The sequence below is a fragment of the Streptomyces sp. NBC_00582 genome (genome assembly GCF_036345155.1).
Lineage (GTDB): Bacteria > Actinomycetota > Actinomycetes > Streptomycetales > Streptomycetaceae > Streptomyces.
Map to the genome: position 1 here is coordinate 3532455 of NZ_CP107772.1, position 23024 is coordinate 3555478.

19 protein-coding genes and 1 pseudogene are annotated in these 23024 nt (G+C 70.4%); 8 read left to right on the plus strand and 12 right to left on the minus strand.

Annotation, left to right across the window (positions count from 1 at the left end; all coding sequences use genetic code 11):
• Nucleotides 1-11 precede the first annotated feature (11 nt).
• A complete protein-coding gene (locus OG852_RS15295; protein ID WP_330348249.1) occupies nt 12-674 on the plus strand; it encodes a YceI family protein in 663 nt (220 codons plus the stop codon).
• A 36-nt stretch (nt 675-710) separates the two neighbouring features.
• Here the strand turns inward: OG852_RS15295 and OG852_RS15300 are convergent, their stop codons facing one another.
• Entirely contained in the window at nt 711-1511 is an 801-nt protein-coding gene (locus OG852_RS15300) for an IclR family transcriptional regulator (protein WP_330348250.1), read from the minus strand.
• A gap of 193 nt (nt 1512-1704) precedes the next feature.
• On the opposite strand from OG852_RS15300, the gene OG852_RS15305 reads away from it, so the two are divergent.
• From OG852_RS15305 to OG852_RS15315, 3 genes and pseudogenes are all read left to right on the plus strand, one after another.
• Nucleotides 1705-2784 (plus strand): homoserine dehydrogenase, encoded by a 1080-nt coding sequence (locus tag OG852_RS15305; RefSeq protein ID WP_330348251.1) that lies wholly within the window; start codon nt 1705-1707, stop codon nt 2782-2784.
• Nucleotides 2777-4213, plus strand: a complete 1437-nt coding sequence (locus OG852_RS15310; RefSeq protein WP_330348252.1) for an aldehyde dehydrogenase family protein — start codon at nt 2777-2779, stop codon at nt 4211-4213. The genes OG852_RS15305 and OG852_RS15310 overlap by 8 nt, the downstream gene beginning before the upstream one ends.
• Nucleotides 4210-4669: pseudogene (locus tag OG852_RS15315) on the plus strand (lyase family protein); the annotation flags it as partial. The gene OG852_RS15310 and the pseudogene OG852_RS15315, both read left to right, overlap by 4 nt.
• 32 nt (nt 4670-4701) lie before the next feature.
• Here the strand turns inward: OG852_RS15315 and OG852_RS15320 are convergent.
• The 5 genes from OG852_RS15320 to OG852_RS15340 form a co-directional block, all read right to left on the minus strand.
• Nucleotides 4702-5142 (minus strand): Lrp/AsnC family transcriptional regulator, encoded by a 441-nt coding sequence (locus OG852_RS15320; RefSeq protein WP_330348253.1) that lies wholly within the window; start codon nt 5140-5142, stop codon nt 4702-4704.
• Between the two features lie 108 nt (nt 5143-5250).
• On the minus strand, nt 5251-6015 hold the full coding sequence (locus tag OG852_RS15325; protein ID WP_330348254.1) for a cyclase family protein: 765 nt from the start codon (nt 6013-6015) through the stop codon (nt 5251-5253).
• Nucleotides 6012-6704 carry an HAD hydrolase-like protein gene (locus tag OG852_RS15330; RefSeq protein WP_330348255.1) on the minus strand — a complete coding sequence of 231 codons (693 nt, stop codon included), beginning with the start codon at nt 6702-6704 and terminating at the stop codon, nt 6012-6014. The genes OG852_RS15325 and OG852_RS15330 overlap by 4 nt, the downstream gene beginning before the upstream one ends.
• Nucleotides 6701-8155, minus strand: a complete 1455-nt coding sequence (locus OG852_RS15335) for an amino acid permease (protein ID WP_330348256.1) — start codon at nt 8153-8155, stop codon at nt 6701-6703. The genes OG852_RS15330 and OG852_RS15335 overlap by 4 nt, the downstream gene beginning before the upstream one ends.
• A gap of 313 nt (nt 8156-8468) precedes the next feature.
• A complete protein-coding gene (locus OG852_RS15340; protein WP_330348257.1) occupies nt 8469-8954 on the minus strand; it encodes a hypothetical protein in 486 nt (161 codons plus the stop codon).
• 124 nt (nt 8955-9078) lie between these two features.
• Between OG852_RS15340 and OG852_RS15345 the strand changes: the two genes are divergently transcribed.
• Nucleotides 9079-9843: an IclR family transcriptional regulator gene (locus OG852_RS15345; RefSeq protein ID WP_330348258.1), complete on the plus strand. Its 765-nt coding sequence runs from the start codon at nt 9079-9081 to the stop codon at nt 9841-9843.
• An 89-nt stretch (nt 9844-9932) separates the two neighbouring features.
• On the opposite strand, the gene OG852_RS15350 is transcribed toward OG852_RS15345, so the two are convergent.
• Nucleotides 9933-10523, minus strand: a complete 591-nt coding sequence (locus OG852_RS15350) for a TetR family transcriptional regulator (RefSeq protein ID WP_330348259.1) — start codon at nt 10521-10523, stop codon at nt 9933-9935.
• Nucleotides 10524-10830: 307 nt separating this feature from the next.
• Here OG852_RS15350 and OG852_RS15355 point away from each other — a divergent pair, with 307 nt between their 5' ends.
• Together OG852_RS15355 and OG852_RS15360 are read left to right on the plus strand one after the other, a co-directional pair.
• Nucleotides 10831-11205, plus strand: a complete 375-nt coding sequence (locus OG852_RS15355; RefSeq protein WP_330348260.1) for a limonene-1,2-epoxide hydrolase family protein — start codon at nt 10831-10833, stop codon at nt 11203-11205.
• Nucleotides 11206-11579: 374 nt separating this feature from the next.
• Nucleotides 11580-12611: a helix-turn-helix domain-containing protein gene (locus OG852_RS15360; RefSeq protein WP_330348261.1), complete on the plus strand. Its 1032-nt coding sequence runs from the start codon at nt 11580-11582 to the stop codon at nt 12609-12611.
• A 325-nt stretch (nt 12612-12936) separates the two neighbouring features.
• On the opposite strand, the gene OG852_RS15365 is transcribed toward OG852_RS15360, so the two are convergent.
• Nucleotides 12937-13902, minus strand: coding sequence for an alpha/beta hydrolase (locus OG852_RS15365; RefSeq protein WP_133917157.1), 966 nt, complete (start codon nt 13900-13902; stop codon nt 12937-12939).
• A gap of 639 nt (nt 13903-14541) precedes the next feature.
• Between OG852_RS15365 and OG852_RS15370 the strand changes: the two genes are divergently transcribed.
• Entirely contained in the window at nt 14542-17370 is a 2829-nt protein-coding gene (locus tag OG852_RS15370; protein WP_330348262.1) for an RICIN domain-containing protein, read from the plus strand.
• 192 nt (nt 17371-17562) lie between these two features.
• Here the strand turns inward: OG852_RS15370 and OG852_RS15375 are convergent, their stop codons facing one another.
• The 4 genes from OG852_RS15375 to OG852_RS15390 form a co-directional block, all read right to left on the minus strand.
• The gene (locus OG852_RS15375) at nt 17563-19536 is read right to left on the minus strand and encodes an oxidoreductase (RefSeq protein WP_330348263.1); all 1974 of its coding nucleotides are present in this window, start codon (nt 19534-19536) and stop codon (nt 17563-17565) included.
• A 161-nt stretch (nt 19537-19697) separates the two neighbouring features.
• Nucleotides 19698-21296 (minus strand): APC family permease, encoded by a 1599-nt coding sequence (locus tag OG852_RS15380; RefSeq protein ID WP_330348264.1) that lies wholly within the window; start codon nt 21294-21296, stop codon nt 19698-19700.
• Nucleotides 21297-21637: 341 nt separating this feature from the next.
• On the minus strand, nt 21638-21820 hold the full coding sequence (locus OG852_RS15385) for a hypothetical protein (protein ID WP_330348265.1): 183 nt from the start codon (nt 21818-21820) through the stop codon (nt 21638-21640).
• Nucleotides 21821-21861: 41 nt separating this feature from the next.
• Complete coding sequence (locus OG852_RS15390) at nt 21862-22785, minus strand: LysR family transcriptional regulator (RefSeq protein ID WP_208117415.1); 924 nt, start codon at nt 22783-22785, stop codon at nt 21862-21864.
• Nucleotides 22786-23024: the final 239 nt, after the last annotated feature.

Below are 23024 nucleotides of genomic sequence, written 5' to 3' on the forward strand. Positions count from 1 at the left end.
GCACGTGCAGCATGAACCTGTTCACCCGTGCTGCGTCCCGGCGCCGCTCGGCACCCCCCACACCCCAACTCCCCCACCGGTCATCGCACTTCGCCCACGGCGGCGGGCCCGCCCCCGACCGGGGGCTGGCCGCGCTGACCGGCGAGTGGATGATCGACCCGGCGCACAGCCGGATCGGTTTCTCGGTCCGCCACGCCCTGGTGACGACCGTGCGCGGCGCCTTCACCGAGTACCGCAGCCGTCTGTGGTTCGACGGCCGTGACCCGGCCCGCTCACGGGCGGAGATCGTCCTGTCCACGGCGTCCGTCGAGACCGGCGTGGAGCAGCGCGACGCCCATCTGACCGGGCGGGACTTCCTGGACGCCGCGGCCCATCCGCGGATGCGCTTCGTGAGTACCGCGGTACGGCTGACGGACGCCGACGTCTACCGCATGACCGGTGACCTCACCATCAAGGGCACCACCCGCCCCGTCGACCTGGAGCTGACCTACCTCGGCCATGTCGTCGACGCCTTCGGCGACGAGCGGGCCGGTTTCGACGGCACCACCACCATCGACCGCTCGGAGTGGGGTCTGACGTACAACCAGCGGCTGGCCGAGGGCGGCGCGATGGTGAGCGAGAAGGTGCGGCTGCAGTTCGACATCGCCGCCATCCGTACGATCCCCGGCGACTGAGGGACGTACGGGCGACGCGGGACAGGCCGTGCGGGCTCAGGAGTTGTCGAGGGAGCGCGCCAGCGTGTCGGCCGCCGCCCGGAGATCGGTGTGGATCGCGCGCTCCTGCGGCAGCAGGTCCTGCTGTCGGCCGACCACCGACACCGCGGCCCGGATGTGCCCGCCCGCGTCCCGCACGGGCACGGCGTACTCGGTGACGCCGTGCTCGAACTCGCCGTGGGCCGCGACGACCCCGCGCCGTCGGTCCCGGTCGTTGGCGGCGACGAGTTCGGCGACCGAGCGGGCCGCGCTGGGGCCGCCGACGCCGATCAGTTCGTAGTCGTCGAGGAGGGCGGTGAGCTCCTCGACGGTGTGGTCGAGGAGGAGCGCCCGGCCGGCGCCGGTGCACCAGCACGGCGTGACGAGACTCGCGCGGCCGAGCCGGTCCGGGGCGCCGCCCGCGGCGGACTCGGACCGCAGCAGCCGCACCTGCACCCCGTCGCGGACCGAGAGCCGGGCGCCGGCCCCGTGCGCGACCGCCATCCGGCGCAGGACGGGACGGCCGCGGCGGAGCAGCCCGGGGTGCAGGGACGCGGCCACCGCGAAGAAGGACTCTCCGGCCCGCAGCGTCGCGTCCTCACGGCGTTCCAGGAAACCCTTGTCGCAGAGGTCCTGGGTGGTGCGGGAGGCCTTGCTGCGCTCGACGCCCACCTCGTCGGCGAGCCGGCTGACGTTGAAGCCGCTCCGGCCCGACGTCTCCCGGTCCAGCACCGTGCTCACCATCCGCAGGGCCAGGCGCAGGGAGGAGGCCGTGGTCGGGCCCGCCGGCCGACCGGGCGCGGGGCCGTTCGTCGTCACCTCGGCACTATAAGCGTCCCGCTCCGGGCGAAAGGAGCGCCCCTCGCAGGACGAACGCCCGGCGCCCGAGCGCATCGGCAGTCCTCTCCGCCGGATCGACAGGGCCGCACCGACCTCCCGCGGCCCGACGCTGAACGTGTTCCCGCCGGCCGGTCCGAGGCCGGCGGACGCACGAAGGAGAGGGAGGCTCTCGATGACCCGCTACGACATCGCGCTCATCGGATTCGGCGGGGTGAACCGCGCGCTCGCCGAGCTGATCGCCGCGCGCGGGGACGCCCTGGAGGCCGGACTCGGCTTCGCCCTGCGGGTGGTGGCCATCACCGACCTGCGCGCCGGATCGCTGGTGAGGACCGACGGGGACGGCATCGCGCTGGCCCCGCTGCTCGCCGTCGCCCCGGGCGAGCTGGACTTCTCCGGCATGGCCGGAGGCAGCCCGGAGCCGCGCAACGCGTGGGTGATCCGTGAGGTGCCAGCCGACATCGTCGCGGAGGCCACGTTCACCAACCCCACGGACGGCGAGCCCGCCCTGTCCCATGTGCGCTGGGCGATCGAGGCCGGCAAACACGTGTGCACCACCAACAAGGGCCCCGTCGCCCTGCACGGCCCGGCCCTGAAGGAGCTCGCCCGGCAGGCCGGGGTGTCCTTCGAGTTCGAGGGGACGGTGATGTCGGGGACACCGGTCCTGCGCACCGCGCGCCGGATGTTCGGCGGTCTCGCCGTGCACGGCTTCGAGGGCATCATGAACGGCACCTCCAACTACGTCCTCGGCCGCCTGGAGTCCGGTCTCTCCTTCGCGGACGCCGTCGCCGAGGCCCAAGCCCTGGGCTACGCCGAGGCCGACCCGACGGCCGACGTCGAGGGGTACGACGTCCAGCTCAAGGTCATGATCCTCGCGAACGAGGTGCTCGGCGCCGACCTGCGGCGCGTGGACGTGCCCTGCACCGGCATCTCCGCCCTCACCGCCGAGGACGTACGGCGGGCCGCCGCCGAGGGACTGCGCTGGAAGCTGGTCGGTTCCGCCGAGCGGCACGCCGACGGCGGCGTCACCGCCCGGGTCGCGCCGGTCGCGCTGCCCGCCGAGCACCCGCTGGCCGGGGTCTCCGGTCCCACCAACGCCCTCGCCTTCCACACCGACCTGCTGGGCACCGTCACGATCGGCGGGCCCGGCGCCGGCCGTACCGAGACGGCGTACGCCCTGCTGTCGGACGTCATCGGCATCCACGACCGGACCAGCGCCGGCACCGCGATCCTCCAGGAGGCCCGCCGTGGCTGAGACCGTGGTCGAGACCCCCGCGCTCACCTCCCCGCCGCCGGCCGGCGAGGGCATGTCCCCCGTCCGCAGCCCGTACACCGGCGAGACCATCGGCTCGGTCTGCCTCACCCCCGCCGACGCCGTGGACGAGGTCCTGCGGCGGGCCCGCGCCGGCCGGACGACGGCCCGCGCGCTGTCCCGCGCCGCCCGGGCCGCCGTGCTCGACGGCGCGGCCCGGCTGATCGAGGAGCGCGCCGAGTCCTTCGCGCGGCTGATCGTCTCCGAGGCCGGCAAGACCCTCGTCCAGGCCCGCAAGGAGACCGCGCGCGCGGTCAACACCCTGCGGCTGTCGGCGGCCGAGGCCCGCCGCAACGCCGGTGAGGTCGTGCCGTTCGACGCCTACGCCGGGTCGGAGGGCCGCACGGGGTGGTTCACCCGGGAGCCGCTCGGGATCGTCGTGGCCGTCACGCCGTACAACGACCCGCTGAACCTGGTCGCGCACAAGCTGGGCCCGGCGATCGCGGGCGGCAACGCGGTCGTGCTCAAACCGTCCCTGCTCACCCCGCTGTCGGCGCTCAGGCTCGTCGACACGCTGGTGGAGGCCGGGCTGCCAAAGGAGGTGGTGACCGTCGTCAACGGCGGCGCCGAGCTGGGCGCGGCCCTGGTCGCCGCGCCGGACGTGCGCATGGTGTCCTTCACCGGCGGCTTCCGCACCGGTGAGGCCATCGCGCGCTCGGCGGGACTCAAGAAGCTCGCCATGGACCTGGGCGGAAACGCGCCCGTCGTCGTGCTGGCCGACGCGGACGTGGACGCGGCCGTGCAGGCGTGTGTGTCCGGCGCGTTCTGGGCGGCCGGGCAGAACTGCATCGGCACCCAGCGGATCCTGGTCGAGCGGGGCGTGTACGAGGCCTTCCGGGACGCCTTCGTGGCACGGACCCGGCGGTTGCGCGCCGGGGACCCGGCGGACGAGCGCACCGATGTCGGGCCCCTGATCAGCGAGCGGGCGGCGGCCGCCGCCGAGGCCGTGGTCGCCGCGGCGCTCGCCGACGGGGCCCGGCTGCTGTGCGGGCACTGGCGGGACGGTGCCCTGTACGCGCCGACCGTGCTGGAGGACGTGCCGGGCACGGCGGCCGTCTGGCGGGAGGAGGCGTTCGCGCCCGTGGTGGTGCTCCAGGCCGTCGACTCCTTCGAGGAGGCGATCGAGCGGGCCAACGAGATCGACTTCGGTCTGCACGCCGGGATCTTCACCTCCTCCCTGGACCGGGCCATGGCGGCGGCACGGCGGCTGGAGGCCGGGGGCGTGATGATCAACGACTCCTCCGACTACCGCTTCGACGCGATGCCGTTCGGCGGGTTCAAGTACGGCAGCATGGGCCGCGAGGGCGTGCGCTTCGCCTACGAGGAGATGACCCAGCCGAAGGTCGTCTGCCTCAACGGGGCCGGGGGATGAGCGGGTTCCGGGTCGAGCGGGACGCGCTCGGGGGAGGTGCGCGTCCCCGCCCAGGCGTACTGGGGCGCGCACACCGCGCGCGCCCTGGAGAACTTCCGGGTCATCGGGGTGCCCGTCGCCGCCCACCCCGCTCTCGTCCGCGCCCTGGCGCAGGTGAAGCACGCGGCGGCCCTGGCCAACGCCGAGCTCGGTGTCCTCGCGCCGCACAAGGCCGACGCCATCGCGGCGGCCTGCCGGGCCGTCGCGGACGGCAGGCATCACGAGCAGTTCCCGGTGGACGTCGTCCAGGGCGGCGCGGGCACCAGCACCAACATGAACGCCAACGAGGTGATCGCCAACCTCGCGCTGGAGCACCTCGGCCGGGCGCGCGGGCAGTACGAGCACCTGGACCCGCTCGACGACGTCAACCGCTGCCAGTCCACCAACGACACCTGTCCGACGGCCCTGCGGCCGGCGCGGGCTGCTCGACCCCGCGACCGCGCGGGCGCTCATGGCCGCCGCCGGCTGACCACGCGGGACAGCGCCAGCGCCGTCACCGTGTCCCGTACACCGGGCATCTGGGCGATCTGCTCCCAGATGCCCTGTACGCGTTCCAGGGAGGCGGCCTCCACGGTGACCAGCAGGTCGAACTGACCGCTGAGGACGTCGCAGGAGACCACCTCGGGGATGCGCCGGAGCGCGGCGAGGACGTCTCCGCCGCGCATCCGGTCCTGGCGGTACACCAGGACGTGCGCGGTCACCGTCGTCCGGTCCGGCCCGTCCGACGGGCGGACGATCGTGTAGCCGCAGATGTGCCCCTGCCGTTCGAGGCGCTCGACGCGCTGACGCACGGCGTTGCGGGACAGCCGGATCCGCTGGCCGAGTTCGGCGTGGGAGATCCGGGCGTTGCGGGTGAGTTCGCTGATGATCTGCTCGTCGATGGTGTCCACGGTGCTGTCTCCTGACGGGATGTCCCCTGACGGCCTGTCCCCTGACGGACGGGAAGCCCCGGCGGCCGAGGTGGCCGCCGGGGCTGCGGTGTGCCGGTCCGGGGCGGTTCAGTCCTGGTGGTGCAGTGCGAAGACCCGGGCCGGGAAGCCCGAACCGCCCTGCGGCTTGGGCCAGGTGGCGACGATGAGCGCGCCGGCCTCGGGCACCCGGTCGAGGTGGGCCATCAGCTCGATCTGCCAGCGGTCCCGCTCCAGGACATAGCTCTCCAGACTGAAGTCGCCTGCGGAGGTGGCGAGTCCGGGGTCGGTGTCGGTCTGCTCATGGCCGATCGCGGTGATCCCGGCCTCCTCGAAGAGGTACCGCAGGACCTCGGCCGACCAGCCGGGGTAGTGGCTGACGCCCGCCTCGTCCTTGTTGGCCATCGCCGCCGGGTCGGGCCAGCGCAGGCCCCAGCCGGTGCGCAGCGCCACGAACGCCCCTTCCGGGATCCGCCCGTTGCGGGCCTCCCAGGCCGCCACGTCGTCCAGGGTGGGTACGGCGTCGGGGTCGGCGGCGACCCGCTCACTGATGTCGAGGACGACCAGGGGCAGGATCATCTCGTCGACCGGTATCTCGTCGAGCGGGCGCGCCCCGGCCACGAAGTGCACGGGCGGGTCGACGTGGGTGCCCCACTGGCCGACGATCGTGTACAGGTGCACGTTGAAGCCGTCGCCGCGGGACATGTCGAAGGGCATCTCGCGCTTCTCGTCCGGGAAGGCGGGGAAGTGCGGCTGGCCCGGGTGGAAGGCGTGGGTGAGGTCGGTGCGGACCGTCTTCGCGATCAGGTCCCGGTGCAGGGCCCACAGCGGCGGCTCGGTGGTGGTGAAGGTCATGACGGTACGTCCTCTCTCTCGGCGGCTTCCTCGTCCGCGGTGTCCAGCAGGTCGGTCAGTTGGGCCGGTGCGGTGACGGAGGCGACCGCGCCGGCCGACTCCGCCGGGCCTCCGTACCCCCACCGCACATGCACGGCGGGGATCCCCTCGGCGGCGGCGCTCTCGATGTCGTAGGCGCGGTCGCCGACCATGAGCGGCCGGCGGACGTCCGCGCCGCGCGCCCGCAGCCGGGCCAGGCACGCGCGGATCACCTGCCGTTTCGTCGTACGGCCGGCCGCGTCGGAGACCCCGCAGACGGCCGGCAGCCGGGGCGCGAGACCGAAGCGGCGGGTCATGAGCTCGGCCTGGTCCTCGACCTTGGAGGTCGCGACCCCCATCGGCAGTCCACGCCGGGCCAGGGCGTCGAGCAGCTCGCGGATCCCGTCGTACGGGGCCGCGGCCGACGCTCCGTGGCGGGCGTACTCGGCGCGGTAGGCGACGAGGGCGGCCCGTGCGGTGGGCTCGTCGAGGCCGACCACGTGCCGGAAGCTGTCGTACATCGGCGGGCCGACGAAGGCACGCAGGGCGGTCGCGTCGGGGACCGGGGCCCCGACGGACCGCAGGGCGCGGGCCGCGCCGGCGATCACACCGGGGGCGGAGTCCAGCAGGGTGCCGTCGAGGTCGAGGAGCAGACAGGTGGGCGGCTTCACGCGGTGGCCCCGGACGTGCGGTGCCGGCCGAAGCGCAGCCAGTGGTAGAGGTAGCAGCCCGCCACGAACGGGACGCCGAAGTACAGCGCCGTGGCCTGGGCCGGGTCCAGTGCGATGCCGATGAGCGAGGCCACGCACAGGGTGAGGGCGAGGAGCGGGACGACCGGGTGGAACGGGGTGCGGTAGGCGAGGGTCCGCGGATCGCCGCCGCCGCGCAGGAACGCCCGCCGGTGCATCAGCTGGGAGGCGGCGATGGACATCCACACCCCGACCGCGGCGAACCCGGCGATCGACACCAGGACCAGGTAGACCGTCTCGGGCGCCGTCACACTGCTCACCAGGGAGGCCAGACCGCCGAGCATGCTGAGCGACAGGGCGATGAGCGGGATGCCGCGCCGGCTGAGCCCGCGCAGTGCCTGCGGGGCCTGCTTCTCCTCGGCGAGGGAGAACAGCATCCGGGCGCAGGAGTACAGACCGCTGTTGCCGGCGGACAGCAGCGCCGTGATGATCACGAAGTTCATGACGTCCGCGGCGTAGGGGATGCCGACGGAGGCGAAGACGGTGACGAACGGGCTCTCGTCCAGTCCGACCGTGTCGTACGGGATGGTCGCGGCGATCACCGTGATGGCGCCGACGAAGAAGACCAGCAGCCGGACGACGGTTACCCGCAGCGCCTTGGGGACGGCGGTGGCCGGGTCCTCGGTCTCCCCGGCGGCGACGCCGATCAGTTCGGAGCCGGAGAAGGCGTAGAAGGCGGCCAGCACGGTGACGAGGACGCCGGAGAAGCCGTTGGGGAACAGGCCGTCCGGGGTGTCGAAGTTCTGCAGGAGGAAGGGGTGGGAGCCGCCCGAGGCCAGCGGGTGGAAGCCGAGCAGGGCCGCGCCGCCGAGCACGATGAGGGCGACCACGGCGACCACCTTGACCAGGGAGAACCAGTACTCGGTCTCGCCGAAGACGCGGGCCGAGAAGGCGTTCACCGCGAAGACGACGGCGGCGAAGACCACGCACCACACCCAGACGCCGACGGAGGGGAACCAGCGCTGCATCAGCAGCCCGCACGCCGTGAACTCGGAGCCGAGGGCGACGGCCCAGGTCAGCCAGTACAGCCAGGCGGTGGTGAAGCCGGTGGCGGGGCCGATCGAGCGGGAGGCGTAGATGTGGAAGGCGCCGGAGACAGGGTAGGCCACGGCGAGTTCCCCGAGGCAGGCCATCACCAGCCAGACGACGAAGGCGCCCACGAGGTAGGCGAGGACGGCGCCCAGGGGGCCGGCCTGGGAGACGGTGAATCCGGAGCTGAGGAAGAGCCCGGAGCCGATCACACCGCCCATCGCGATCATCACGAGATGCCGGGAGCGCATGGTGCGGCGCAGACCGTCGGAGGGCGGCTGGGGAGCGGAGTCGGCGGCCGGGGGGTTCTCCGGTACGGCTGAGGCGGAGGCTGAGACAGACATGACGGTCTCCTCTGCGGAGCGGGGGCGGGGTGCGGGTGTGGGGGGGGATCTGCAGGTCATGGCTGAGGGGTGGGGCCACTTTCGGCGGGGGTCGGGGTGCGGGGGTGCGCGCGGTGGGTGGGTGCGCGGAGGCGGGCGGGGCTCGGGGTGGAGCCCCGGGTGGAGCAGGGGTGGGGTGGAGCAGGGGTGGGGTGGAGCAGGGGTGGGGTGGAGCAGGGGTGGGGTGGAGCAGGGGCCGGTCGGGCGGTGAAGCGGCGGTGGGCCGGAGGCCGGGCGCGGTCAGGCCGTGAGCGGCGGGTCGCCGGGGGGCCGGTCAGGCCGGGGTGACGAGGTCCAGGGGGGCGGAGAGCTCGATCACCGGGATCTCCCAGGGGTGGGCGTCGATGAGGCGGGCGAGGATCCTCGCCACCTCGTCGTCGTCCGCCGTGGCGTCGATGTGCGTGGTCACGGCCAGGGTCGAGGAGAGGAAGCGGCCACCGACCGAGCCGAGGGCGGGCCGGGCGCCGGGCCGCACGGTGAACCCCTCCGCGCCGAGGGCGACCTCGAAGACATCGCCGTAGACCCCGAAGTCCCCCAGTTCGGGCGAGGTCTCCAGGACCCGTAGCAGCGAGGCGAAGGACTCGTCGGAACGCAGCACATCGAGGTCGCCCCCCGCGCACGCGGCCAGCGTCGCCGCCCCCACCGGCCAGTAGACCTTGATCGTCCGGACCGTACGGCGCCGGACGGCGCCCCGGGCGTCACCCCGCGCGGCCCCCCGGTCCGGTCCGGCGGCTTCCGGAGTGATCGTCGTCATAGCCATGCGTATGCGTCCCTCGTTGTCGGCGGCGGCTGATGCAAGGATGCTAGGCGTGCATTAAATGCACGGCAAGATGCAGATGCTGCACGTTCATGATCGCGACGGAGGCCGGAGGTACAGTGCGCACGTGGACTCGACCGTGGTGAAGGGCCTGGAGGCGCTGTCGGCACTCGCCCGGGAAACGGCGCGGGGCCTACGCCACGGCTCCGCCGCGTCCGTCGCGGAACTGGCCCGGCGGATGGGCCGCGACCGCAGCCAGCTCTCCCGCACCGTCACGGCGATGACCGCGGAGGAGTTCGTCACCCGCGACGACGTCTCCGGCGGCGTCACCCCGCACTGGCGCCTGTACGCGGCGGCACGCGACCTCACCGCCCACCGTCTGCGCACCGACGGACTCACGGCGCTGGAGGGCATGGCCACCGAGACCGGCGAGAGCTGCTACCTGGGCGTCCTGGTCGGCGACACCACCGTGACCGTCGCCGAACGGGTGCCGCCGGGCAGCCGGCAGCTCGGCTCGTGGATCGGCCGCCCCTACCCGGCCTACTGCAGCGACTGCGGTCAGGCGCTGCTGAGCGACGCCGACGACGACGAGGTCGCCGCGGTCTTCGCACGCACCGCGTTCGCACCCCACGGCCCCAACACCCCCACCGGACTGGACGACTTCCTGCGCCGGCTGGAGGTGACCCGGCAGCGGGGCTACTCGATCGTCGACGAGGAGGCCGAGCCGGGCCTCTACTCGGTCGCCGTGCCGGTCCGCGACTTCACCGACGAGGTCGTCGCCGCCGTCCAGGTCGTCGGACCGCGACGGCGCCTGGAACCGAAGACGGACGCCTGCGTGGCGGCGGCCCTGCGCTGGGGCCGCCGCCTGGAGACGGCACTGCGCGGCGCCTGATCACGGCCGCCTTCCGGACCCCTGACCGCTCTCGGCCTCACAAGAGGGCTCGGTCGGGCCCCAGGGGCCGACCTGTCCCGGCCGGAGAGTCATGAGCCGGATGTCTGCTCCGGCGGTCCCATGGGGGCCGCAGCGTGCAGGCAGTACTTCAACCGTCGCAGGTACTCGTCGAAGGACTCGTCCGTACCCCACGTCTCGTAAGCGGTGCTCTGCGCGGCGAATGCCAGGTTCAGCTTGAGAGCCACGGTCATGGCGTCGCCTTCCGAGGTGCGCGACGCCGTCCATTCGCGCAGGTCGGTGAGGAACTGCTCGCCCACGACGTCCCAACTCGACTGCGCGAGGGCGGGGGAGCGGTCCTTCAGTCGCCGTTGCAGCGGGACGCGGTCGCTGAGGAGTTCGTTGAATCCGACCAGGATCGCCGTCAGTGAGTCCCACAAGGGCTCGTCGTCGGGCCGGGCGGCCATGATCGCGCGCCACTGCTCCCGCTGCTCGGGGTCCTGGTCGAAGACGACGGCGTCCTTGCTGGCGAAGTAATTGAAGAAGGTGCTGCGGGAGACGCCCGCGGCGGCGGCGATCTCCTCGACACTGACGGCTTCGAACCCGCGCTCCTCGAAAAGCCGCAGTGCGGCGTTCCGGATGGCGCGCCAGGCTGCCAGCTTCTTCCGTTCACGCAGGCTCATGGCTCATCCTCCCGCATCGATCATACAGAGCTGGACTCCGTTCATATTTACACGCAGTTCAAGTTTCTGTACGGTGGAGCTCGCAGCAGACGCGGTACGCGCCCCGCATGACCAGGTCGGCGTGTCTTCCGCGCGTTCCATCGGCGTGAGGAGAGGCCGGGGCACGAGGCGCCAACCGACCACGGACTGAAGGTCGCGTCCCGGTGCGTCCGTCCTCGATCCCCAGCGCGCTCAACCAAACGTTCTTCGATCCGGAGACCCGGCCGGAGACCCGATCACCCGTGCCATGAAAGCGAGCCACACGATGATGAGTCCTGACGCAGTCGTACGTTCCCTCGCCGACAGCTGGAACGACCCCAGCCGCGATCCTGAGGCCGTCAGCAAGCACTTCGCCGAAGACGCCCGCTACCACAACATCCCCGTGGAGCCCATCCTCGGCCGCGCCGCCATCCACGACGCCTGCGTGGACGGCTTCAAGCAGTTCGACCGAATCCACTGGGACGTCAAGTACCAGGTCGCCTCCGGCAACGTGGTCATGAACGAGCGCGTCGACACCCTGCAATCAGGGGAACGCGTGATCGTGATCAGGGTCATGGGCGTCTTCGAGGTCAACGACGGCCTCATCACTGAATGGCGCGACTATTTCGACATGGCAGAGGCCGGCCCCGCCTTTGGCCAGTAGCGAAGGGCGGGCGACGGAACGCGGGGGCGTACCTCATGACCCTGAGGCCATGAGGTACGCCCCCGCGGTTCTCCGATGATGCCCGTGCCCTTGGCCCTCCAGAACTGGTTGCGCGGCCCGGGTGGGCCGACGTCCTGGATGCCGGGGGCCTCTCGAACTGACGCCCTCCCAGTCGACCGGCGGCCCCCCTGGAGGAGGGCCGGGCTTCGCCGTGGTGCTGGAGCATGCGGCGGCCGCCCCGGGCTGCCCGGTCAGGCGTCCTCGACCGGCCCGTCCTGCTTCTCGCCGAAGCGAAACACCTACATCGGCACCGGCTCGGCGGAGGTGTTCCGCGACGAGGAGTGAACGGTTCGAGCACGGCCCTGGAGGCTCCCTTGCGTGAACTCATCGGCAGACTCGACGTGGCCGACGACGCCACGGCCGGTGCGCTGCGCGTCATCGACCATTTCGACGGCCTCGTCGAGGAACGGGCCACCCTCGCGGCCGTGGTCCGGGCGGTGGCTGCCCTGGCGGGCTGCCCCGCCGGTCTGCACGACGCCGGCCGGGGCATCACACGTCGGCACGATCCCACCGGGCACCCCCTGCCCGAAACGCAGAGCCGTTCCTGGGCACAGACCGCAGTCCCGGGCCGGCCGGGCTCCTGGATCTGGCTGGAGCGCACCGGCGAGGCGCGGCCACTGGACGCGCTCGTCCTCGAACGCGCGGCCAAAGCGATCCACACACTCACGGGACACTCCGCCGACCGTTCCGCCGACGCCGCGGTGCGGATCGCCTGCGACCCCGACGCCTCCGCAAGCGACCGCTCCGACGCCGCCAAACGGCTGGGACTCACCGGCCCCGTCACCGTCATCGCCTCCCCCGGACCGCTGCCACCCCACTCGACACGGATCGGCCGGCACATGGTCGCCCTGGTCCGCGGAACACCGGACCTGCCACCGGACCTGCGAGCCGGGACCGCGATCGCCCAGGACCCGGCCCACCTGCCGACCACTCTGGAACAGGCCCGTCTCGCACTCCGGCTGACCGACCGGGCAAACGGCCCCGGCCCCTCCCAGCTGGCATACGACGACCTCGGCGCCCTCGCCGTCCTGGCCGAGCGGACCACGCCGCAGGAGGCGGCCGCCATCACCGACGTACTCCACCTGGACCACATACGCGCCACCCGCCCCTGGGTGATCGACACCCTCCAGGCGGTGCTCGACCACGCCAGCCTGCGGCAAGCCGCGACCGGCCTCCACCTCCACCACTCGACCCTCCAGGAACGCCTGGCCTGGCTCGCGGCCCGGCTCGGATACACGGTGACGAAGCCCGGCGGGCGCCAACGCACCGCCGTCGCCATCGCTTACTGGCGGATCGCCCACAGCGAGACGAACTGGTCGACGACCACGGCCGAGAAAGGGCAGTGACCGATCAACGCGGATCTGTCGACCAGCAAGTCGCCAGGTGAGTGACACGACGATCGAGCAATGGCCCGTGGCCCAGTCGGCCCGGGCTGCCGAGGCCGGCAGCGCCAGTCGCGTCGGCACCGCTGCCCCGGCATGGCCCCCACACCGCGCGGATTGAGCCGGGTCGCTACGCGGTCGCGAGGGGACTCTCGACGACTGCCACAGGACGTCTTCGCCCGGCTGCCCGCTACAACACCCACCGCCGCACTCACGCTCGTCGCGTGACCAGAGATGACGCTCGTCGGGCACCGATTCACTAGTGAACCGGAGCCCGGGCCGAGACGGGTCAGTCGGCGTGCAGGGCCGTGCGCAGAGTGCTGATCGCCTGGTTGATGGCGGCTTCGGCGGCGTGAGTCTCGCGCAGAGCGTCGAGCATCACGAAGTCGTGGATGATCCCCTGGTAGCGGACCGCGGTGACGGGCACGCCTGCCTGGCGGAGCTTGTTGGCGTAGGCCTCGCCCTCGTCGCGCAGGACGTCGGCCTCGGCAGTGATCACGAGGGCCGGGGGCAGATCACGCAGCTGCTCGACGGAGGCGCGCAGGGGGCTCGCGGTGATCTCGTCGCGCTGCTTCTCGTCGGCCGTGTACTGGTCCCAGAACCACTGCATGGCGTCGCGACGCAGGAAGTAGCCCTCGGCGAACTGGCCGTAGGAGGGCGTGTCGAAAGCCGCGTCGGTGACCGGGTAGAACAGCACCTGCTGCACCAGTGGGACGTCACCCCGCTCCTTGGCCATGAGCGTGAGCGCGGCGCTCATGTTGCCGCCGACCGAGTCTCCGGCGACGGCGATACGGGTGGCGTCGAGGCCCTTGGCCGCACCCTCGGTGACGATCCAGCGGGCGACGGCGTAGTTCTGCTCGATGGCGACCGGGTAGCGGGCCTCGGGCGAGAGGTCGTACTCGGGGAAGACCACGGCCGCGCCCACGCCGACGGCGAGTTCACGCACCAGGCGGTCGTGAGTGTGCGCGTTCCCGAAGACCCAGCCCGCGCCATGGATGTAGAGGATCACAGGGAGAGTGCCGGCGGCTCCGGCGGGGCGGACGACGCGGGCGCGGACCCGGCCGGTCGGCCCCCCGGAAACGGTGACCCACTCCTCGTCGACGTCCGGCTTGGCGATGTCACCGGACTGGACCTCGTCGACGGTCTTGCGACCCTCGACCGGACCGAGGTCGAAGAGGTACGGCGGGTTCGCGGTGGCCTCGGCGAAGGACTGGGCGGCGGGTTCGAGAACGGGACGAGCGTTGGTGTCGGTCATGGCGACCTCCTCGGTGCGGGTGCCGCGGAACACTCCTGACGGTAGTCCCGGTCGGAAGCGGTGGCACAGCAAGAAGAGTAGCGAGCGATTAAGTCGTGCACAACTAATTAGGGCCCGATATATCCGAGGAGACTCCAACCGCTGATGAAGGCGGCCGCCACCTCGGTGAACGGCATCAACGTCGCAAGCCTCGCCGGCGGCGGCTTCACCGCCCGATCAGGAACCCTCGAGAAGAGCCGCACCCATTCTCTTGTCCTGAGCGCGATCCGACCGTACGCTCCCCTGAGCACAAGACGTCCGATGAATCATCTCACGACGGACTGCCATCCGCGGGTATTCAAGGGACCGATTGTGAAAACTTCCAGTTACGTTGACGCATCCGAGCCGCTCCCCCGGCGACTCCATGCGAGCCACCCGAAGAATGAACCTGAATCATCGGAGCTTTCGATTCGGGGACACCTCCTCGAGGAGCATCAATGCCGCTGTTCCCCTGCAGCCTCACGCGCCGGTGCGTCGGCAACCCTCCGCAGGACATTGGCTCACGGTTGGTTCGGGCTCCGTTACCCCCCGGTCCGCGCCCGGATCGCCACTGACTCCCACCCCCTCCAGTCCCCCTACCGAGCGCTCCGCACTCGGGTCGTGCTTCACAAGGAAGTGATCACGCATATGTACGGCTACCGAAGAACGGCAGCACTGGGCGCCTCCCTCGGCCTCGCGCTGACCGCGGCACTCTCTCTTTCAACCCCCGCCCCCTCCGCCCAAGCGGCGACGGCGACGACCGCCTGGCAGTCAGGGGCGTTCCAGGTCGACACCCCGAACCTGGTCCGCCGCTCGAACGTGGTCCTGGTCAGGCCCAACACGGTCCAGTCGCAGTTCATGCCGCTCGGCAACGGAACGCTGGGCGCCGCGGTGTGGGCGGCGGGTGGGTTCACCGCCCAGCTCAACCGCTCCGACACCTTTCCGCAGCGCAAGTCACCGGGCTGGCTGACCATACCGGGGCTGTCCGCACTCACCAGCGCCCCGGACTTCACCGCCCACCTCGACCTCTACGACGGCACACTGGTCGAGTCCGGGGGCGGCATGACCGCCACCATCTACACCCGCGCGGACAAGGACGAGCTGGTCGTCGATGTCACCGGTGCCGATCCGGGCTCCGCGCAGACCGCGCAGCTGGCCCTGTGGTCGGGCCGCTCCCCGCAGGCGCTGGCCTCCGGGAAGATCGCCACCCTCGGCGAGACCTGGGTGGACAACACCCAGAGCGGGGCGACCGGGGACACGTTCGGCTCGCTCGGCGCTATCACCGCCGGCGGGCAGGGCGTCAGCGCGAGCGTCGTCGACTCCAAGACCGTCAAGGTCTCGTTCACGCCCAACGCCGACGGCAGTTTCCGGGTCGTCGCCGCCGCCCCGCACTGGACCGGCGGCGACGCCCAGGCCACCGCCACGACCCTGCTCGGCAGCGACGCGACCACCGCCTCCTCCACTCTCAAAGCGTCCCACCTGTCCTGGTGGCACTCCTTCTGGGGCAGAGTCGGTCTGATCAAGCTCTCGTCCTCCGACGGCAGCGCCGACTACATGGAGAACCTTCGCGTCCTCGACCTGTACGGCGCCGCCGCGCAGAGCCGCGACACCTACCCCGGCTCGCAGGCCGGCATCGCCGACCTGTTCTCCGCCTACCAGGACAGCCACAGGTGGGACCCGGGCGCCTGGTGGCACTGGAACACCCGCATGCAGGTCCAGGCGAACCTCTCCGCCGGCGCCTTCGACCTCAACGCCCCCTACTTCCGCCTCTACCGTGACAACCTGACCAACATCCAGGACTGGACCAAGGCCCACATGGGCAACCGTGCGGGCATCTGCGTCCCGGAGACGATGCGTTTCAACGGCGTCGGCTACGAGAACGGAAGCAACTACGCCGCGCTGAACTGCGACTCCGCGACCAGCGCCACCTGGAACGCCCGCACCATCAGCACCGGCGCCGAGGTCGGCCTGTGGGTGTGGCAGCAGTACAAGATGACCGGTGACCAGTCGTTCCTGTCCGCCAACTACCCGCTGATGGCGGAGGCCGCCCGCTTCCTGCTGGCCTACTCCACCACCGGCGCCGACGGTTTCCTGCACACCTTCCCCTCCAACGCGCACGAGACGCAGTGGGACGTCCACGACCCCACCACCGACATCGCCGCCATGCAGGCCCTGTTCCCGGTGACCGTCCAGGCCGCGCAGGCACTGGGCCGTGACGCCGATCTCGTCACGCAGCTCAACGCCGCGATCCCCAAGATCCGCCCCTTCGCCCGCACCGACATCGCGACCAAGAGCCAGCTGCTCTCCGCCGCCGACGACGCCGCCGGCGCCAACATGCTCGCGCCGTCCTACGACCCGTCGGCGACCAAGCACAACAGCGAGAACATCGGCCTTGAGCCGGTCTGGCCGTACAACCTGATCGGCGACTCCGGAAGCCTGACCGACCTGGCGAAGCGCACCTTCACCAACCGCCCCAACAAGCAGGAGAACGACTGGAGCAACGACCCCATCCAGGCCGCCCGCCTCGGACTGGGCAGCGACGTCGCCAACACCCTCATCGGGCTCACCAAGAAGTACCAGACACTCCCCTCGGGCCTGGCGACTTTCGTGGGCAACGAACCCTACGGTGAGCAGCAGGGTGTGGTCGCCGCGGCGCTGGGCGAGGCGCTGGTGCAGGACTACGACGGCCTGGTGCGCATCGCCCCCGCCCTGCCGTCGGGCTGGGACGCGGACGGCACGGTGTGCATCCAGGGCGGCAGCAAGGTCTCCGTCCAGGTCCGCGGCGGAACGGTGACCACCGTCGGCATCAACGCCGGCTCCACCGGCACCATCGCCGTCCGCAACCCCTGGCCCGGCCAGCAGATCCAGGTCGTCGACGGCGACGACGAGAGCACCGTCGTGGTCACCTCGACCACCGCCTCCCAGATCGCCATCCCCGCCGTGAACGGCCACTCCTACCTCGTCCAGCAGGTCTCCGACCCGGTCGGCGGACGCACGGTGACCCCGGTGACCGGCACCCCCGCCACCCAGCCCCGCACCCTCGGCTCCGTGTCGATCGGCCTGACAACCACCGGCAGCCTGGTCAGCGCCGCCTCCAACCGCTGCATGGACGACCCGGGCGCCAGCACCACCAACGGCACCCAGATCGACATCTGGGACTGCGGTGGGGGTGCGAACCAGAAGTGGACACCCGGCGCCGGCAACACCCTGACCGTCCTGGGCAAGTGCCTGGACGCCAGCGGCGGCGGAACCACACCCGGTACCAAGGTGATCATCTACACCTGCAGCGGTTCCGCCAACCAGCAATGGACCTTCAAGGCGGACGGCAGCATCCAGGGCGTGCCGTCCGGCCTGTGCCTGGACGTCACCGCAGGCGCCACCACCAACGGCACCAAGCTCCAGCTCTCGACCTGCACCGGCGCCGCCAACCAGCGCTGGACCAAGGTCTGACCATCGCCGGGCCTGGGCGGAACCTGCACTCGGCTCCCCCAGGCCCGGCCAATCATGGAACGTGTCACGCCGCCACGAGACGACCGGGCGTTGGGTCTTCGGGCATGACGATCCGCACGTCACCACGGAATATGGCTACTTGGGCCACGTCTGGCGCTGCGCACCCGGGGCTCGGCTCGTGGCGTACACCTGTCAGATCTCGCGACCGGCCCGGTGTCCGTGGACGATGGCGATCTCGATGTCCCGCGGCTGGTAGCAGTCACCGATCGCCTGGACGTCCGGGTGCTGCTTCGCCAGCTGTCGGTAGAGCGAGTCGTCCGCGATGCCACCGGCGGCTACGACGACGGTGTCGATGCCTTCGATGGTGTCGGGCTCCCAGGTGACGACATTGAACGTGGTGACCGATCCGTCTTCGATCTCATGGATCGCGGTGTGGGTCTGCAGCTCGACTCGGGGGCTGTTCATGAGCGCTTCGAGCAGATGGTGTCGCGCGGGCGACGGCATTTCGGGGGCCACGGTCTCCATCCCGGTCACGAACCTGACGTTGTGTCGCTTGGCGGCGAGGTGGTCGGCTGTGGTGGCCCCTTCCGCCCGGCCGCCGACGTCGAACACAAGCACGTTCGTACCGGCCACGGTGTGGTCGGCGAGGACTTCTCGCGCAGTGTGCACGTGCGGGAGGTTTGCGCCGGTCACCTCCGGAACGAAGGGCGTGGACCCGGTGGCGACGAGGATGACGTCGGGAGACTCGGCCAGAACGGTCTTCGCGTCGGCCTCCACGCCGAGCCGGATATCCACCCCGACCTTCGGCAGCTGCCGTTCGAACCAGAGGATGACCTCCTCGAAGTTGCCGCGTTTCGGTGTCGTCATGACGAGATTGACCTGGCCGCCCATGCGCTGGCCGCGTTCGAAGAGGACCACCTCGTGTCCCCGCGTGGCAGCGGTGCGGGCCGCCTCCATGCCGGCCGGCCCGGCGCCGACGATGACGACCCGCTTCGGTGCGTGAACCGGATCCAGCTCTCCCCACGCCTGTTCCCGGCCGGTGACGGGGTTGTAGATGCACCCGACGCCAAGACCTTTGTCGACATGGCCGACGCAGGACTGGGTGCAGGCGATGCAGGTGCGGATGTCGTCGGTGCGACCTTCCCGCGCCTTGTTCGGGAAGTGCGGGTCGGCGATGAGGGTCTTCGCCATTCCGACGATGTCGAGCTTTCCGTCGGCGATGCTCTGCTCCGCGAAGGCGGGTGAGTCCTGACGACCCGCTCCGGTGATCGGCAGTTCGATGCCGGCGTCCTTCATGGCCTCGGACAGGTGGACGAAGGCTCCGGTCTCGAAGTAGTGGCTGGGCCAGTGCGCGCGACCGCTTCGAGGGACGGAGGTGATGGCCTGCCAGATGCTGATGTAGTCGACGAGTTGCTCCGCTTCGAGGATCTTCGCCAGCTCGATGTGCTCGGGCAGACTCATGCTGTAGTCCACACCGTCGTCGTAGAGCCGGACGCCGAGAATCCGGTCCTTGCCGATGCCTTCGCGCGTCACCTCGAGCACTTCGTTGAGGAACGTCATCCGTTCACTCAGGTCATGGCCGCCGTACTTGTCGTCGCGGCGGTTGCCGTGCGGGTGCAGGAAGTTGGCGAACAGGTAGTCCATGCCGATGGCGAGCTCGATCCCGTCGAAGTCGCAGCGACGCATGCGGTGCGCGGCGGCGCCGAACGACTCGACGATCCCTTCCACTTCGCCGGTCGACAGCTCGTGGGGCATGAACAGGGGCACCGAATACTCGGGGGTCGGGACCGGCGACGGGGCGACGATGTCACGACGAAGGAATCCGGCGTGATCCATGAGCCGACGTCCACGGTGGCCGAGCTGCGCGATGAGGGGGACGTCGAACTCGTGGCACCCCTGCGCCATCTTGCTGAACGCGTCCATGGTCGCGTCGCCGTAGGTGGCCAGCGAGAGTGAGGCGTCGCCGTCGTAGACGGGAACCGTGTGTCCGGTGACGATGACACCGGCGCCGCCCTTGGCCCGTTCGCGAACGTAGTAGGCGTACGCATCGGTCGGGGTGCCGTCCCCCAGTTGGAAGTGTGCGGCGTGACCGGTGTTCATGATCCTGTTTTTCAGGATGTACGGACCTACCTGAATCGGGCTGAAGAGGTTCGGGAAGTCTGTCATGTAAGAGTCCTGGGTCTTGTGCTCGGTCGTGGCGCCGGCCGGTCGTTGAGCCGAGTCGTCCCTGCGCTCGCCGGCGCAGGGACACTCCGGTCGACGTTCATCTCTCGCGACTGGCTGGTCCGTGTCGCGTGGCGCCGAGGGTCGGGTGCGCTGCCGGACGGCTAAACCGGGTTGGCCGTCCGCATCTCGCGGGACTCGAGGTTGAGTTCGCCGTCGCTCGGGGCGTACTGCTGTGCCTTCTCGGTCGGCAGCCGCGTCGCGATCGCCAGGTGGTAGACGGCGAGACTGAAAGCGACCATGACCGCGGTGTCCCAGTAGGGGAACGACAGGTAGCCCAGGCCGCTGGGGTGGCTGGCTTGGCCGAAGGTGCCCATGTAGCTGATGGCCGCTGTCCCCAGGATCCAGATCCACACCCACCAGGAAGAGCGGAAGTCGAGGTCGGGTCGGTCCTCGGCTTGCTGGAAGCCACGGTTGACGAAGAACACCGCGTAGCCGGTGGCGATGGCGACGAAGACCTTCCAGTCCGTTTCCCAACCGGTCCAGTACACGAGGAGGTTGGCCGCAGCGAAGCCCAGAGGCGCCCAGAGACCAGCCGGTCTGAGTCTGAAGGGACGGGCCGCGTCGGGGAATGAGCGCCGGAGCGACCCGAGCGCGATGGGAACGCCTGCCCACAGCATGGCCGTCGCGGAAGTGAGGAATCCGAGGAGGGACTGCCAGCTCGGGAACGGCAGCAGGCACAGCAGGCCGACCACGAAACTGATGATCACGCCGATGACGGGGACGCCACGCTTGTCGACGCGAGTGACCACGTCGGGGATGTACCCGTTGCGCCCCATCCCGTAGGTGACTCGCGCGGTCGAGGTGACGTAGGCGATTCCGTTGCCGGACGGGGAGACGACGGAGTCGATGTAGACGATCGCGGCGATCAGGCCCAAGCCGAGAGACGTGGCCAATGCCGCGAACGGACCAGTGGTGACGTCGACGCTGGTTCCTTCCCAGCCGTGCGCCAGTTTCGCGGGTGAGAGCGCGCCGATGTACGCGACCTGAAGGCCTATGTAGAGGATCGAGCAGACCACAAGGGAGCCGAGGAGCGCGAACGGTATGTTCCCGCCGGGGTTCTTGGTCTCGGCGCCGAGCTGAACGGCCTGCTCGAAGCCGGTGTAGGCGAACACGATGCCGCCGATGGCGACAGCGGCCAGCACGCCGTGGAAGCCGTAGGGCGCGAAGCCGTGAGAGTGGAAGTTCGACGGTTGGAAGCGGGCGAACAGGACAGCCACGATGACCAGCACGATGGTGCCGATCTTCCACCAGGTGATCGCGTTGTGAACTCGGCCCAGGGCCTTGATCGCGAACAGGTTGAGCACGACGAAGATCGCCAACAGTGAGACGGCGACGACATAGCCGAGCGGGGTCAGGGTCCCGTCGGCGTGGAACAGGTTCAGGTGCGTGTACCCCTCGGCGTAGCTGAGGACGCCCTCGACCTCGATGGGGGCGGTCGCCGCTCCGTAGATCCAGGCCATCCAGCCGATACCGAATCCGGCGAGGGTGCCGTGGGAGTAGTGGACGAACCGGGCCGAGCCTCCGGCCACGGAGAACATCGCGCCCAACTCCGCATGGTTGAAGGCGATGAGTACGAGAATCGCGATCGCGACAAACCAAGCGAGCAGCGCCGCTGGGCCGGCAATGGCGGCAGCGTTCATCGCACTGAACAGCCACCCCGTTCCGATGATCGAGTTGATCGTGATCTGAAGGATGTTCATGCGGGACAGTTGGCGTGTGAGGCCCTGCGGGGCTACATCGACACTCGCACTCACGCTGTCTCCTAGTCGCTCGTGGTGAGGTGGGGCTGAGGTGGCTCGCGACCCCGGTACGCGACGTGACGAGCACGCGCTTTGCAGACATCGAGGCCCCGGGCCCCCGATCAGCGTGGGGCCAAGTCACGCACGTCCCGCCCTCCAGGTAAAGCGGGGAAAGATGGATGGAACCGTTAAGAAATGCTTCTTGTTCCGCCGGGGCACACCGCCAGAATCCGTTGACCGACGTTCGGCGTGTTGTGCGGCCGAAAGAGCCCCGCCAGGTGTTCCTGGCGGGGCTTTCGTGATCACGCCGGCGCCAGGGTGGGCGCGTAGACGTCGTGGTCAGGGTCGTGCCGGGTCGGTGGGCATGGGGATGTCGTCCCGGACGCGGCGCAGCGTGCGTCGCCCTCGTCGACGATGGCCTTGCCCTCGGTCAGCGGCGAGCAGCGCCGCCCGGCGAAGGCCCACGGCACCCACGGCAAGATCATCGGACACCGGGCGAGACAGCGGGTTGATGACCCGCAGGGTCCTAACGGTTGGTGATGCTGGGCCTGCTGTGCTGGTAGGCCTGCCGGAGTGCGCCGCGCACGGCGACGAGCGCGGGGTTGCGGTGTGAGCCGGCCCGGCAGGTCGTGACGATTTGCCGTACGTGCGAGGCCGCCATCTGGCGCAGGTGGAACCGCGGTTCGCGGTCGAACCATGTGAGGTCCGGCAGGAACGCCGCCGCGTGGCCGCTCGCGACGAGTTGCGTTTGCACCAGTACGTCAGGGGTTTCGTGTGCCACTCTCGGTTCGAAGCCGGCTTGGCGGCAGGTGGCCATGGCCCAGTACCGTCCCGGGCTGCCTTCTGGTTCGAGAACCCAGGGACAGTCGGCAAGGTCGGCAAGAGCCACCTCGCTCGGTTCGCGTCCTTCGGGCGGTCGCAAGAACGCGACGCGGATGGGATCTTCGGCAACCACGTCGAAGTTCATCTCGCTCGAGCGGTTGGTCGGATGGTCGACGTAGTTCTCACCGCAGACCAGATCGAACTCGCGCGCCAGTAGACCGGGCAGGGCGACTTCGGGCTCGGCTTGGGTCAGCTGCACCTGTAGTCCGGGGTGGCCCTCCGCCAGCGAGGTCAGCATCGCGGGCACGAGTGCGAGCGCGGCCGTCTGGATCGTGGCGAGTCTGATCGTACCCACGACGGTGTCCAGCGACGCGAGGATGTCTGTCTCGGCACGCTCCAACTGCTCCAGCACGGCGGCTGTGTGAGCGACGAGGATGTGCGCCTGCTCGGTGAGTCTGATGCGCCGGCCGTCCGGCTCGAAAAGCCTCGTTCCGATCTCTTCCTCGAGCACGGCCAGCTGTTGGGAGACGGCTGACGGGCTATAGGCCAGCGCGGCCGCGACCGAGGTGACGGTGCCACGTTGCGCCAGCTCTCGAAGCAACCGCATGCGGTGGAGATCGAACTTCACACCCGGAACCTACCATGAAGAAATTCTGAAAGATATTGGACAAGTTTCCGCGCTATTCATGAACCAACTGTCGCGGCATCCTGTGTTGCACCGGCGCTAATGTGCCGCACCGGCTCGCTGGCCACCTCGGCGTTGCCACGGAGTGCACGTCCGACGGCGAAGGCAGGAGCGGCGATGGAATCCCAGGAACGCGGCGTGCGGACCACGCGGTTACCCGGCGCCGGATCGAGGCCGAAGCG